A 13,796-nucleotide genomic window follows, 5' to 3' on the forward strand; every position below is an offset into this window, starting at 1 on the left:
GTGACATGAACACGCGAGCACGACTTCCACATGACCCAGGACGAGAAGCTACGGCTGCTTTCCCTCATCGGGTCTGGTCCCGGCGTTGGGCGCGCCGAGGTAGCGGGCCGGGCTGACGCCCAGGTACCGCCGGAAGTGGCGGGTCAGGTGCGCCTGATCGAAAAAGCCGGCCTCGGCGGCAGCCGCAGCCGGCCGCTGCCCGGTGAGGAGCAGGCGACGAGCCAGTTCGACCCGACGGCCGGTCAGGTACGAGTGCGGTGGCAGCCCGTGCGCGTGGGTGAACGTCCGGACCAGGTGGGTCGGGTGGGCGTGCAGCAGCTCCGCGGCCTCCCCCAGCGTGACGCCCTCGACGGTCCGGGCGTCCAGCAGCTCCCGCAGGCGGACCGCGAGGCCGCGTCCCGCCGGTTGGACGCTGACCGAAGCACGCTGGGCGAGCTGCTGACGCAACCGGTCGAGAATGAGCGTGAGCCTACTTTCGGCTTCGAACTCGTCTCCGGGGACGGCGAGCACCTGGTGCAGCTGGTGGATCCGGTCCCGCAGCTGCGGATCGGCCACGCCAGGCTCATCGACGGCCCGGCCGACCAGCTCGGCACCGAGCGCCGAGGTGTCGAGGTACAGAACCCGCTTGCGGAAGCCGTCCGGGGTGGCGGAGCGACCGTCGTGCGGCACGTACGGCGGCAGCAGAGTGACCGACGTACGCAGCGCGCCGTGCCGGTGCCGGTCCAGGTCGAAACGGACCGCGCCGTCGTCGACGATCAACAGCGTCCAGACGTCGTGGATGTGCCGTGGGTAGGCGTGGTCCACGAAATGGGCGTGGAAGACCTCGGCGACCCCGGCTACCGAGGGTCGCCACGCGCTGACGTGCGAGCCCGCCGGGCGGGTGACCACGCTAAGAACGTACAAGACCGGTCGGCGTCGGGGCGGGCAGGCTCGACGCCATGACCGAACCGATCCGCTTTCCCACCAAGATCGCCGTACTGCTCCGCAACGACCTCGCGAGCTGGCAACGTCTGAACGTCACCGCCTTCCTGGTCAGCGGCATCGCGCACACGCTGCCGGAGCTGCTCGGCGAGGAGTACCGCGACGCGGACGGCACCCGCTACCTGCCGATGTTCGGCCAGCCGGTACTGGTCTTCGCCGGGGATCGGGAGGCGTTGGTCGGCGCCCACTCACGCGCGCTCGCCCGCGGCCTGCAGATGGCGATCTTCACGTCTGAGCTGTTCGCCACCGGCAACGACCGGGACAACCGCGCCGCCGTCCAGGCGGTCGGTCGGGAGAAGCTCGACCTGGTGGGCCTGGCGCTGCACGCGCCCCGCAACGTGGTGGACAAGGTACTCAAGGGCGCGACCATGCACCCGTGACCCGGCACGCGATCGTGCACCGGCTGTTCAGGCGGCGTTCCGGTGGGGGTTCCACTGTGGTGGGCGACGGCCGATTGCATCGGCCCGGCGGTAACGGCCGCCGACTTGATGCTGGAGGCAATGTGCGTACCACTTCCACAAGGGCACGGGCCGTCGCGTCCGCCGCGGCGGCGATCTCGCTGCTCGCGGCGGCGCCGGCGCTCGGCGCGCCGACGCACCCGAGCCCCGGGCACCCCGGCGCGGGGGCGACCTGCTCGCCGGACGCGTCGCTGCTCGGCTTCTCCGACGCCCTCGACAAGACCGCCTTCCGGAGCACGCCCGTCGCCGGCCTGTCCGCGCTGGCGTTCGCCCGTCCGGGGCGAGCCCTGGCGCTGGTGGACAACATCGGCACGACCCCCGCACGGGTCTACGAGCTGGGCCTGAAGACGGACCGGCACGGCGTGGACGTGGGTGTCCGCGACGTCACCGTGCTCACCCGCCCGGATGGCACGCCGTACACCGGCGCGGACTTCGACGGTGAGGGACTCGTCGCCGAGCGCGGCGGGGCCACCATCCTGGCCAGCTCGGAGCGGGAGCCGTCGATCCGCCGATTCCGACTCTCCGACGGCCGCGAGATCGCGTCGCTGCCGGTGCCGGGCCGGTTCCAGGTGACGCCGGCCGGCGAGGCCGCGGTCAACCAGACCTTCGAGGCCCTGGCCGCCACCCCGGACCACCGGGTGCTCTACGCCGGGATGGAGGGCCCGCTCGCCGCGGACGGCCGCGACGCCGAGGGTCGGGGCCGGCACCGGATCCTCCGGTACGACGGCCGCGAGGGTGGCGGGTACACCCCGAGCGCCCAGTACGCCTACCGGACCGACGCCAACCTCGGACTGGTCGAGCTGATCGCCCTCGGCGACGACCAGTTGCTCGCCGTGGAGCGCGGCTTCACCACCGGCGTGGGCAACACCGTCCGGGTGTACCGCGTCTCCACGACCGGCGCGCCCGACGTCTCCGCCGTGTCGTCGCTGTCGGCGGCGACCGACCCGCGATCGTGGCTCGGCAAGGAACTGCTGGTCGACATCGCCGACTGCCCGCCATCCGGCGCTACCACCAAGCAGCCGCAACCCAACCCGCTGCTGGACAACATCGAGGGCGCCGCACTCGGTGGGCAACTGCCGGGCGGTCGCCGGGAGCTGTACCTCCTCTCCGACGACAACGGCAGCGCCACACAGACCACCCGGGTGTACTCGCTGTCGGTGAAGCTGCGGCCCCAGGTGACCCTGCAGGATCGGGCGCTGATCTCGGCGACCGCGTACCAGCCGGGCCCGATCTCCGGCACCCAGCTCGCCACCAACCCGGTCAACGGGATCACCGCGCCCTTCCCCGGCCAGCCCATTCCCGGCTTCTCCGCGGTGATCCCGGCCCAGGCTGGTGACCGCTCGGGCAGGCGGCTGCTCGCCATGCCGGACAACGGGTTCGGCGCGAAGACCAACTCGGCCGACTTCCTGTTGCGCGCGTACGAGATCGAGCCGCGTTACCGCAGCCACGACGTCACCATTCGGGGGCACATCAGCTTCCGCGACCCCGACCACAAGGTGCCGTTCCCGATCGTCAACGGCAACACGCGGGAGCGGCTGCTGACCGGCGCTGACTTCGACATCGAGTCGCTGGCCCGCGACGCGCGCGGCAACCTGTGGATCGGCGACGAGTTCGGCCCGTACCTGGTCCGCACCGACAAGACGGGTAAGGTGCTCCAGGCGCCGATCCCGCTGCCGGACGGGACCAAGTCTCCGCAGTCGCCGGATCTCGCGCCGGGCGAGACCCCGACCCTGCGCGCCAGCAACGGCTTCGAGGCGATGGCGGCCAGCGAGGACGGCTGGACCCTCTACCCGATCCTCGAAGGCGCCCGGGTCAACGACCCGGACCAGCGTCGCCGGGTCGTCTACGAGTTCGACGTACGGCACAACCGGTACACCGGCCGCACCTGGTCGTTCCGGGTCGACGACCCGTCCCTGCTGGTCGGCGACGCGGCAGTGCTCGACGGCCACCGGCTGCTGCTGATCGAGCGGGACAACGGCATGGGCCAGCAGTCGCTGGTCAAGCGCCTTGTCGTGACCGATCTGGACGAGGTGGGCGCGGACGGCTACCTGGTCCGCCGTACCGCGGTCGACCTGATGCACGTGGCCGACCCAAAGGGCGTCTCCACCCCGGCCCGCCCGGGCGAGTACGGCGTCGGCCCGCTCTTCTCATTCCCGCTGCAATCGGTCGAGTCGGTGCTGCCGCTCGGCGGTGACCGGGTCCTCGTTGCCAACGACAACAACTTCCCGGGAAACGACGGTCGTATCGCCGGGCGCGCGGACGACACGGAGCTGATCGTGATCGACGTGCCCGGCCTGCGGTAACCCGTCGAATCGGATGGCCCCCGGCGCGCGGCGTCGGGGGCCGTCCTCGTCTCAGCGGGTCCTCGGCGGACGAAGAGACATTGATATCGATGCGTGTGGCTGTAATTATTAACACGCTTTACAGTTGTTTCGCCGCCTGGAAGGACCCTGACATGGCGCGACGATTGGCCGGGCTCGTGCCCCGCCACCCCCGCATCAGACTGACCTCCGCGCTCGCCGCGGCCCTGCTCGCCGTACCGACCGGCCTGGCCGTCGGCGCATCGCCCGCGACGGCGGCCACGACGGGCGCCATCACCGGGTACGGCGGCAAGTGCGTCGACGTGAGCGCCGCGAACCCGGCCAACAGCACGCCGGTCCAGCTCTTCACCTGCAACGGCTCCACAGCGCAACAGTGGACGGTGGCCGACGACGGCACGATCCGGGCGCTGGGCAAGTGCCTCGACATCGCCGCCGCCAGCACCGCCAACGGCGCCCGGGTGCAGATCTACGACTGCAACGGCACCGGGGCGCAGCAGTGGTCGCCCAGCGCCGGGCAACTGGTCAACCCGACCTCGGGCAAATGCCTCGACGCGACCGGCCCCAGCTCGGCCGACGGCACCCCACTGCAGATCTGGAGCTGCACCGGCACCGCCAACCAGACCTGGGCGCTGCCCACCGGCGGCGGCACCACCCCACCGCCCTCGGGAGGTTTCACCCACCCCGGCGTGCTGGTCAGCCGAGGCCAGCTCGACTTCGTCCGCGGCCGGGTGCAGGCCGGCGCGCAACCCTGGGCGGCGGCCTACAACCAGATGATGAGCAGCCGGTACGCCTCCCTGTCGCGCACCCCGGCGCCCCGTTCGGTGGTCGAGTGCGGCTCCTACTCCAACCCGAACAACGGCTGCACCGACGAGCGGGAGGACGCGATCGCGGCGTACACCGACGCGCTCGCCTGGTACGTCACCGGGGATGCCCGCTACGCGCAGAAGTCGATCCAGATCATGGACGCGTGGTCGGCCACCATCACCGCGCACACCGGCAGCAACGCCCCGCTGCAGACCGGCTGGGCGGCCTCGGTCTGGCCCCGGGCCGCCGAGATCATCAAGTACACGTACACGAGCTGGCCCAACGCCAACCGCTTCGCCACCATGCTGCGCAACGTCTACCTGCCGATGGTGCGCAACGGGTCGAACAGCAACGGCAACTGGGAACTGACCATGATGGAGGCCACCGTCGGCATCGCGGTGTTCCTCGACGACCGGACCGTGTACGACGCGGCGACCACCCGCTTCCTCAACCGCACCCGGGCCTTCGTCTACCTGCCCAGCGACGGCGCGTTGCCGTACACGATGCCCGGGAGCGGCCTGGACACCAGCGCGGAGATCATCGGCTACTGGCAGGGCCAGTCCACCTTCGTCGCCGGCCTCGCCCAGGAGACCTGCCGGGACTTCGTCCACACCGGGTACGGGATCTCCGCCATCTCGCACGTCGCGGAGACCTCCCGGATCCAGGGACGGGACCTGTACCCACAGGTCGGTGAGCGGCTGCGTCAGGCGCTCGGCTTCCACTCGCGCTACCAGCTCGGCGAGGCACCACCCTCCTGGCTCTGCGGCGGCAGCCTCACCCGGGGCCTCGGGCCGATCACCGAGGTCGGTTTCAACGCGATGAGCACCCGGTTGGGCAACGTCATGACCAACACCCAGACCCTCACGCTGCAACAACGTCCGGCAGGCACCAACAACCTCTTCGTCGCCTGGGAGACGCTGACCCACGCCAACAACCCCAACTGACCAGGCCGTCGTGGGGCGGCGCCGAACGTACGGCGCCACCCCACGACGGTGCTCAGTTGTCGGACCCCAGTGCCACCACCGGACTGACCCGCGACGCCCGACGCGCCGGCAGCACCCCGGCCAGCGCGGTCAGCCCGACCAGCACCACGAAGAGCCCGGCCAGCGGCAGCAGCGGCGCGGTCAACGGCGCCTCGATTCCGAGGGTCTGGACCGCCAACCAGGCGTACGGGATGCCGAGCACCAGGCCGATGGTCGCGCCGATCACCCCGTACAGGCCGGACTCGACGGTCAGCATGGTGCGCAGACCGGTCCGGGACAGCCCGATCGCCCGGAGCAGCCCGGACTCGCGTACCCGCTCGACCACCGAGAGCGCGGTCGTGGAGCCCACGCCGACGACAGCGATCAGCACTGTCAGGCCGACCAGACCGACAGCGATCCAGACCAGGGTGCGCACCAACGCGTCGTTGCGGTCGCGTTCGTCGGCGAGCACCGCGAGGCCCACCCCGTCGCTGCCTCCGATCGCCTGCCGCAGCGCCCGCACGCCGGCGGTGCGACCGTCCTCGCCGGCGCCGGCCGCGTCGGCCAGCAGACCGGTGTACGCGGCCGGCACGCCGAGCCGGTCCAGGTCGGTCGGATCAGCGAGGATGCCCGCGTGCAGCGGCCCGTCACCGGGCAGGACCGCGGCCACTCGCACGTCGACAGTGCGAGTGGCGACGGCGAGCGTGACGGTGTCGCCGGCCCGCAGGCCCGCGTCCCGCGCTACCCAGCTGTTCAGCACGATCCGGCCGGGGCCACGATCGGTCAGGGCGCCCTGGGCCACGTCCAGGTCACCGGTGCTCGGCAACGCCGCCAGATCCAGGTCGCTGGTCGGGTAACCGGACTCGACGTCGCCGAGCTTGTCGGCACCGCGTAACAGCCGGGCGTCGTCGACCATCCGGTACGGCACCACCCTCGCCAGTGCGCCGTGTGCCGCCTCGGCCCGGGTCACGACGGCCGGCGGCAGCGTCCCACCGTTGCTGGTGACCTCGAAGTCGGTCGGGGCCGAGAGCGCCATCTCGCGGTCGGCGAGGATCTGCAACGACGCTCCCCCGATGACCACCCCGGAGATCAGGGTCACGCCCAGCGCGACCACGACGGAGACCGCTGCGGCGCGGCGCGGCGCCCCGCCGATTCCACCGACCGACATCCGCCCGAGCGGCCCGAGCTGGCGCAGCGGCCAACCCACCACAGCCAGCACCGGGCGCACCAGCAGCGGACCGAGGGCCACCAGCGCGAAGAACGCCATCGCGCCGGACCCGACCAGCAGGAGCAGCGGCATCGACGGGTCGTAGTCCGACTGGTCCGGCTTCGGCAACTGGCTGATCGTCCCGACCGCCGCCAGGACCGCGCCAACGGCCAGGAGCGACCCGAAGACCAGACGCGACACCCCGATGCCGCGGCTACCGGCGGTGACGCTCGCCGCCCGCAGCGCCTCCAGCGGGGAGACCCGGGCGGCGGACAGCGCCGGTGCCAGCACGGCCAGCACGGTGATCACGACTGCGCCGAGCACCACAGTGACCGCCGCCGCCAGTGGCAGGCCCGGCGAGGAGACCGCGTGGCCGGTGGCGCGCAGGATCGCCGGCAGCGCGTACCCGAGGGTGAGGGCGCCGGCGACCCCGACGACGCCGGCGACCAGCCCGGTCAGGGCTCCCTCGGCGGTCAGCGCCCCCACCAGGGTGGCCCGGCTCGCGCCGACCGCCCGCAGCAGCGCGAGCTGCCGCATCCGCTGGGCGAAGACGATGCGGAAGGTCGAGGTGACCACCAGCGCGGCCGCGACGACCGCGATGGAGACGAACATGCCGACCAGGATGAAGAGCTTCCCGACCTGTTGGGCCGCCGCCTCGGCCTCGGCCTCGCGCACCTCGGCGCCGGAGCGGATCGGCTGGCCGGCCGCGAAGACGGCGCTCACCCGTTGGCGGATGGCCTCCGCCGACTCGCCAGGGGCCGCCCGCACGTCGACGCGCTCCACGGCCGTCAGGTGCGCCCAGGACATCACGACGCTGTCCGGGGCGTACGCGTCGAAGCCGGCGTCGGCGCTGCTCTCCACCATGCCGGTCACGGTGAGGGGGGCGGGTGTGGTGAGTTCACCGCCGGTACCGCTGGTGGTGGTGCCCACCGAGAGGCCGAGCCGCTCGGCGGTGCGCGGCGTGATCGCGATCTCTCCGGGCTGGTCCGGATAGCTGCCCTCGATCACCCGGACCGTGGTGAGCGGACCGCTGCCGGAGTCGGCCTGCAGGTTGAGGTACCCCTCGCCGACTGAGACGCCGACAGCCACCCGGGCCACCGCCTCGGCCACCCCGGGCACGGTGCGGACCTGCTGCAGCTCCGTCACTGTGGGTGGGGGCTGCTCGGGGCTGCCTATCACCAGGTCGGTGGCCGCCGGGGTGCCGCTGAGGTTGTCCCGGACGGTCCGTTCGGTGATCTGCTGCACCAGCACGGTGCCGAAGACGACGAACGACGCGACAAGGATCGCCAGGCCGGTCAGGATCAGCCGGCCGGGCCGCCGGGCCGCGGCGCTCGTCTGGGTGCGCAGCACTGTCGCCCTCATCGGCGGGCCGCCAGGTCGCGCAGGGCGTCGGTGACCGACACCTGGTCCGGCTTGTCGATCTCGCCGGCCAGCCGTCCGTCGGCGAGCAGCACCACCCGGTCGGCGTACGCGGCGGCGATCGGGTCGTGGGTGACCATGACGACGGTCTGGCCGAGGTCGCGTACCGAGTCGCGCAGGATGGTGAGCACCTCCGCGCCGGAGCGGGAGTCGAGGTTGCCGGTCGGCTCGTCGGCGAAGACCACCTCGGGCCGTGCCACCAGCGCCCGGGCCAGCGCCACCCGCTGCTGCTGGCCGCCGGACAGTTCGCTGGGCCGGTGGTTCAGGCGGTCGCCGAGGCCCAGCACCCGCACCAGGTGCGCGAGGAGTTCCGCGTCGGGCTGCCGACCGGCGAGGTCCAGCGGCAGCGTGATGTTCTGCGCGGCGGTGAGCTGCGGCAGCAGGTTGAAGGATTGGAAGACGAACCCGATCCGCTCCCGGCGTACCCGGGTCAGCGTCCGGTCCGACTGACCGGTCAGCTCCGTGCCGCCGAGCAGGACCCGACCGGAGGTGGCCGTGTCGAGGCCGGCGAGGCAGTGCATCAGTGTCGACTTGCCGGACCCGGACGAGCCCATGATCGCGGTGAACTCGGCCCGGCCGAAGCCGACCGAGACCCCGTCCAGGGCACGGACCGCGGTGTCGCCGCTGCCGTACACCTTCACCAGGTCGACCGCGGCGACCGCGGCGTGGCTGGTCTCCGGCGGGGCGTGGGTTGTCATCGTTCCTCCAGTGGCTGCGTGGTGACCCGGAAAGCGTCGCCGCCGCCGGCGGGTGGACGCATCGGCCCGGGGCCGGGTATCGCCGGTGCCGGGTCTGCCTTTTGGCCGATCCGTCACCTCCACCCGGCTGGCTACGCTGGGTCACCATGAGCACGCCGGATCTTCGACGATGGTGGGTACGCCTGGCCCAGGCCGCCGGACTGGTGGCCATGGGGCTGCTCGTCCTCTTCGACCTGCGGTTCGGCGCACCGGAGAGCCTGGCCGCTCTCCTGCTCCTGCTGGTGCGGATGGGACTCGCGGTGGCGACGGTGCCGCTCTGGCTGCCGGTGCACCGGCTGGGTTCGCGGCTGCTGCCGCTGGCCGCGCTTGTGCTCGCCTGCGCCTCACTGGCCGTGACGGCGGCTGTGCTGGTCCTCTTCGACGGCAGTTATCTGATCAGCAGCAGTTGGGGGCTCGCCGAGTCCGCCGGGTTGATCGGGGTGGTCTTCGTGGTGACCCGCTGGGGCGCGCCCCGGCTCGCGCCGTGGGCGGCGGTGGCCGCCGGGCTCGCCGTGGCCGCGTTGCCGCTGCGGGTCGGCACCGAGAGCCTGTTGGTGATCTTCGGCCTGCTCCAGGTGCTCGCCGCGTCCGGCGCCGCCGGGGTGGGGCTCTACCTGCGGATCATGGCCGCCGGCCGGGAGAGGGCCATCGCGCTGGTCCGGGCCGAGCAGCGTGCCGAGTTCGCCCGGGACCTGCACGACTTCATCGCCCACCACGTCACCGGCATCGTGGTGCAGGCACAGGGCGCCCGGTTCGTCGCCGAACAGGACCCGCAACGGGTGATCGTCGCCCTGGAGCAGATCGAGCGGGCCGGCGCGGAGACGATGGCCTCGATGCGGCGGATGGTCGGGATCCTGCGCAACCCGGACGCCCCGCCGGACGCGCCGCTGGCGCCACTGGCCGGGGTGACCGAGCTGGAGCCGCTGCTGACCGGGTTCAACGGCGCGGCCAACGCGCCGGCACGACTGCACGTCGACGGCGACCTGAACGGACTGCCGGTGGAGGTCTCGACGTCGGCGTACCGGGTGGTGATGGAGGGGCTGACAAACACCCGCCAGCACGCGCCGGACGCGCGGTCGGTGGATGTGGCCGTGCGGCGTACCCCGGACTGGTTGCTGGTCCGGGTCGCCGACGACGGCGCGTCGCCACGCACCGCACCGGCCCGGGGGCACGGCTTCGGCCTGATCGGCCTCACCGAGCGGGTACGCGCCCTCGGCGGCACGATCACCGCCGGACCTGGCGTGGCCGGCGGCTGGGTGCTCGACGCGGCGTTCCCGCTCCAGGTGGCGGTGGCCCGGTGATCCGGGTGCTGATCGCCGATGACCAGGCAATGGTCCGGACCGGCTTCGGCATGATCATTGGCGCCCAGTCGGACATGGAAGTGGTCGGCGAGGCCGCCGACGGCGTCCAGGCCGTCGAACTGGCACGACGACTGCGCCCGGACGTGGTGCTGCTGGACATCCGGATGCCCCGCCTCGACGGTCTCGAGGCACTGCGGCTGCTCGCGGGGCCGGGCGTCGCCGACCCGATCCGGGTGGTCGTCGTGACGACCTTCGACCTCGACGAGTACGTCCACACCGCGCTCAACAACGGCGCATGCGGCTTCCTGCTCAAGGACTCCGGCCCGGCCCTGCTGGTGGAGGCGGTCCGCGCGGCCGTGTCCGGCGACGCGCTGATCAGCCCCTCGATCACGGTACGGCTGTTGGAGCACCTCAGCTCGCCCGCTCCGGCACGCGACGACGGTGGCCTGTCACCACGGGAACTCGACGTCGTGAAGCTCGTCGCCCGGGGCCTGACCAACGCCGAGATCGCCACCCGACTCTTCATCGCCGTGGGCACTGTCAAGACCCACCTGGCAAGCGTGCAGATGAAACTGAAGGCCCGCAACCGGGTGGAGATCGCCGCCTGGGCCTGGGAACGCCGCCTCGTCGGCTGACGGGACACCGACCTGGCCACAGCTGCCTTAAAATTCAGGGCAGTCTATGCCTGGTCCGCTGCGGTCACCCGGAAGCGAGGACTTCATCGTGCGTCAGCATCCGTTCCGAGGAATCCGGTCCAGGGCCGCCACGCTGGTCGCCGGCGCACTGACGGCAACCCTGGTCGCCGCCGGCGCGACCCCGGCACACGCCGCCGCCGACGACACCGAACGACCCACCGCCCCCGGCCCGATCACTGTCGTCGCCATCGACACCACCTGGGTCGAGCTGACCTGGGCGGCCTCGACCGACAACGTCGGGGTGGTCCGCTACCCGGTCGGCGCGCGATTCGAGGATTTCGGCGCCCAGTATTCGACCGACACCAACAGCATCCGGATCACCGACCTGCGGCCCTCGCGCACGTACACCTTCTCGGTGTGGGCTCTGGACGCGGCCGGCAACAGCTCGGTGTCGAACCCGACAGTGCGGCTGACCATGCCACCGGGGGACGACCAACCGCCGAGCGCGCCGGGTCAACCGGTGGCGTACGACGTCACCGACACTGTGGTCCGGCTGCGGTGGCCGCACTCGGTGGAGAACGTCGCGCTCGACAGGTACGAGGTGTTCCGGGTCGACGCCGGCGGCACTCTCACGCGGGTCCGTGAGGTGTACCAGTACCCGCCCGTGAACAGTGCCCAGGTCAGCGGGCTGACGCCGAACACCACGTACACCTTCGTGGTGCAGGCGCGCGACGAGGTCGGACACCTGTCCCCACTGTCCACACCGGTCACGGTGACCACCCTGCCGCCGCCGCCAAGCTGCGCGGTCCGGTCCGTCGTACGGCAGTGGCCGGACGGCTTCGTGGCCCACCTCGTCGTCGAGAACACCGGCACCACGGCGGTCGACGGGTGGACGATGACGTGGCGATTCTGGGCCAGCCAGCAGGTGCAGGGCATCTGGGGCGCGAAGGTCGTCGACCGCCTCAACAACAGCTACCTCCGGGTGGGCAACACCAGCCGCAACGCGGTGATCCCGCCCGGCGGCACGGTGTCGCTGGGGCTCGTCGCCACCGGCACTCAACTGCCGGAGGAGATCACACTGAACGGCGGCCTCTGCACTGTGGCAGACGAATAACGCTCGGCTCCGGGGTCTGGCGCCGGCCACGACATCTTGCGACGCTAGCGGTTGTGTATGACTACGACCTGTTGGTGCTGGGCTCCGGGCCCGGCGGTCAGAAGGCCGCGATCGCCGCCGCCAAGCTCGGCAGGCGGGTCGGCATCGTGGACCGCCGCGACATGATCGGTGGGGTGTGCATCAACACCGGCACCGTGCCCTCCAAGACCCTGCGCGAGGCCGTGCTCTACCTGACCGGCCTGAGCCAGCGGGACCTGTACGGCAGCAGCTACCGGGTCAAGGAGGAGATCACGGTCAGCGATCTCGCCGCCCGGACCCAGCACGTCATCACCCGGCAGACCGACGTCATCCGCAATCAGCTGGCCCGCAACCGGGTCGCGATGATCACCGGCACCGGGCGTTTCGCCGACGCGCACTCGATCTGGGTCGACGGCGGCTCCGGCCGCGAGTCCAGGGTGACCTTCGACAAGATCGTCATCGCGGCGGGCACCCGCCCGGCCCGCCCGGACAGCGTCGACTTCGACGACCGGACGATCGTGGACTCCGACGGCGTCATCAACCTTCAGGCCGTGCCCCGCAGCATGGTGGTGGTCGGCGCCGGGGTGATCGGCATGGAGTACGCGTCGATGTTCGCCGCGCTCGGCACCAAGGTGACGGTGGTGGAACGCCGTGAGCGGATGCTGGATTTCTGCGACGACGAGGTCGTCGAGTCACTCAAGTACCACCTGCGCGACCTGTCCGTGGCGTTCCGCTTCGGCGAGGAGGTCGCCGCAGTGGAGAAGCACCAGACGGCGGCGCTGTGCATCCTCAAGAGCGGCAAGAAGATCGTCGCGGACACGGTGATGTACTCGGCCGGGCGGCAGGGTCAGACCGACGACCTGGCGTTGGAGGCGGCCGGGTTGGAGGCGGACCGACGTGGCCGGATCACGGTGGACGCCAACTACCGCACCTCCGTGGAGAACATCTACGCCGTCGGCGATGTCATCGGCTTCCCCGCGCTCGCGTCCACCTCGATGGAGCAGGGCCGGCTGGCCGCGCAACACGCCTGCGGTGAACCGATCCGGGAGATGCACGGCCTGCAACCGATCGGCATCTACACGATCCCGGAGATCAGCTTCGTCGGGCAGACCGAGGCGCAGTTGACCGAGAACTCGACACCGTTCGAGGTGGGCATCGCCCGGTACCGCGAGCTGGCCCGGGGTCAGATCGTGGGCGACTCGTACGGCATGCTGAAGCTGCTCGTCTCCCCCGATGACGGCCGACTGCTCGGGGTGCACGTGTTCGGCACCGCCGCCACCGAGATCGTCCACATCGGTCAGGCGGTGATGGGCTGCGGCGGCACGATCAACTACCTGGTCGACGCGGTGTTCAACTACCCGACGCTGGCCGAGGCGTACAAGGTCGCCGCCCTGGACGCGTCCAACAAGATCCGCAACATCACCCGCATCGACGGCTAGCCACCACCCCCGACCTCCACCAGCTCCGCCAGATGGGCGCGGTAGTTCGGGCAGGTCGAAATGTCGTCGTGTGAGCAGGTCAGCCCAGCCTCAAGCAGATCGAGTGCCGACCGCAGCGCCGCCATCCTGGCTTGGAGCGCGCTGTGGTTGCGGCGCAGCACGTCCTTGCGGGCGGCCGGGTCGCGCGCGGCGAGGAACGCCCGGATGTCGGGCAGCGGCAGGCCGGCCTGCTTCGCGCGCAGGATCGAGGCAACCCGGAACAGGTCGTCGCGGGTGTAGCGGCGACGGCCGCCGGTGACCCGGGCGGGGCAGAGCAGGCCCACCGATTCCCAGTGCCGCAGGACGTGCGCCGGCAGGCCGAAGTGGTCGGCCACTTCGCCGATCGTCATCGGGCTTGACT

Annotated in this window: 11 protein-coding genes; 7 read left to right on the forward strand and 4 right to left on the reverse strand. The window is 71.5% G+C overall.

The window, feature by feature from the left end:
- Positions 1–48 precede the first annotated feature (48 nt).
- Positions 49–888, reverse strand: coding sequence for an AraC family transcriptional regulator (locus IW249_RS27880; protein ID WP_196923477.1), 840 nt, complete (start codon positions 886–888; stop codon positions 49–51).
- A 50-nt stretch (positions 889–938) separates the two neighbouring features.
- Here IW249_RS27880 and IW249_RS27885 point away from each other — a divergent pair, with 50 nt between their 5' ends.
- The 3 genes from IW249_RS27885 (at position 939) to IW249_RS27900 (ending at position 5,508) form a co-directional block, all read left to right on the forward strand.
- On the forward strand, positions 939–1,361 hold the full coding sequence (locus IW249_RS27885; RefSeq protein WP_196923478.1) for a DUF2000 domain-containing protein: 423 nt from the start codon (positions 939–941) through the stop codon (positions 1,359–1,361).
- Between the two features lie 122 nt (positions 1,362–1,483).
- Positions 1,484–3,742 carry an esterase-like activity of phytase family protein gene (locus IW249_RS27890; protein WP_196923479.1) on the forward strand — a complete coding sequence of 753 codons (2,259 nt, stop codon included), beginning with the start codon at positions 1,484–1,486 and terminating at the stop codon, positions 3,740–3,742.
- Between the two features lie 152 nt (positions 3,743–3,894).
- On the forward strand, positions 3,895–5,508 hold the full coding sequence (locus tag IW249_RS27900) for a ricin-type beta-trefoil lectin domain protein (protein WP_231392676.1): 1,614 nt from the start codon (positions 3,895–3,897) through the stop codon (positions 5,506–5,508).
- 52 nt (positions 5,509–5,560) lie between these two features.
- Here the strand turns inward: IW249_RS27900 and IW249_RS27905 are convergent, their stop codons facing one another.
- Together IW249_RS27905 and IW249_RS27910 are read right to left on the reverse strand one after the other, a co-directional pair.
- The gene (locus tag IW249_RS27905) at positions 5,561–8,083 is read right to left on the reverse strand and encodes an FtsX-like permease family protein (RefSeq protein WP_307788727.1); all 2,523 of its coding nucleotides are present in this window, start codon (positions 8,081–8,083) and stop codon (positions 5,561–5,563) included.
- Positions 8,084–8,091: 8 nt separating this feature from the next.
- Positions 8,092–8,850 (reverse strand): ABC transporter ATP-binding protein, encoded by a 759-nt coding sequence (locus IW249_RS27910; protein WP_196923481.1) that lies wholly within the window; start codon positions 8,848–8,850, stop codon positions 8,092–8,094.
- 146 nt (positions 8,851–8,996) lie between these two features.
- On the opposite strand from IW249_RS27910, the gene IW249_RS27915 reads away from it, so the two are divergent.
- From IW249_RS27915 to sthA, 4 genes are all read left to right on the forward strand, one after another.
- A complete protein-coding gene (locus IW249_RS27915; RefSeq protein ID WP_196923482.1) occupies positions 8,997–10,190 on the forward strand; it encodes a sensor histidine kinase in 1,194 nt (397 codons plus the stop codon).
- Positions 10,187–10,825 carry a response regulator gene (locus tag IW249_RS27920; protein ID WP_196923483.1) on the forward strand — a complete coding sequence of 213 codons (639 nt, stop codon included), beginning with the start codon at positions 10,187–10,189 and terminating at the stop codon, positions 10,823–10,825. The genes IW249_RS27915 and IW249_RS27920 overlap by 4 nt, the downstream gene beginning before the upstream one ends.
- Positions 10,826–10,913: 88 nt before the next feature.
- Positions 10,914–11,939 (forward strand): fibronectin type III domain-containing protein, encoded by a 1,026-nt coding sequence (locus IW249_RS27925; RefSeq protein ID WP_196923484.1) that lies wholly within the window; start codon positions 10,914–10,916, stop codon positions 11,937–11,939.
- Positions 11,940–11,992: 53 nt separating this feature from the next.
- Complete coding sequence (gene sthA, locus IW249_RS27930) at positions 11,993–13,396, forward strand: Si-specific NAD(P)(+) transhydrogenase (protein ID WP_196923485.1); 1,404 nt, start codon at positions 11,993–11,995, stop codon at positions 13,394–13,396.
- On the opposite strand, the gene IW249_RS27935 is transcribed toward sthA, so the two are convergent.
- Positions 13,393–13,785: a MerR family transcriptional regulator gene (locus IW249_RS27935; RefSeq protein WP_196923486.1), complete on the reverse strand. Its 393-nt coding sequence runs from the start codon at positions 13,783–13,785 to the stop codon at positions 13,393–13,395. The two genes, sthA and IW249_RS27935, sit on opposite strands and share 4 nt — an antisense overlap.
- Between the last annotated feature and the right edge of the window lie 11 nt (positions 13,786–13,796).

It is taken from the genome of Micromonospora vinacea, from assembly GCF_015751785.1.
GTDB classification, from domain to species: domain Bacteria; phylum Actinomycetota; class Actinomycetes; order Mycobacteriales; family Micromonosporaceae; genus Micromonospora; species Micromonospora vinacea.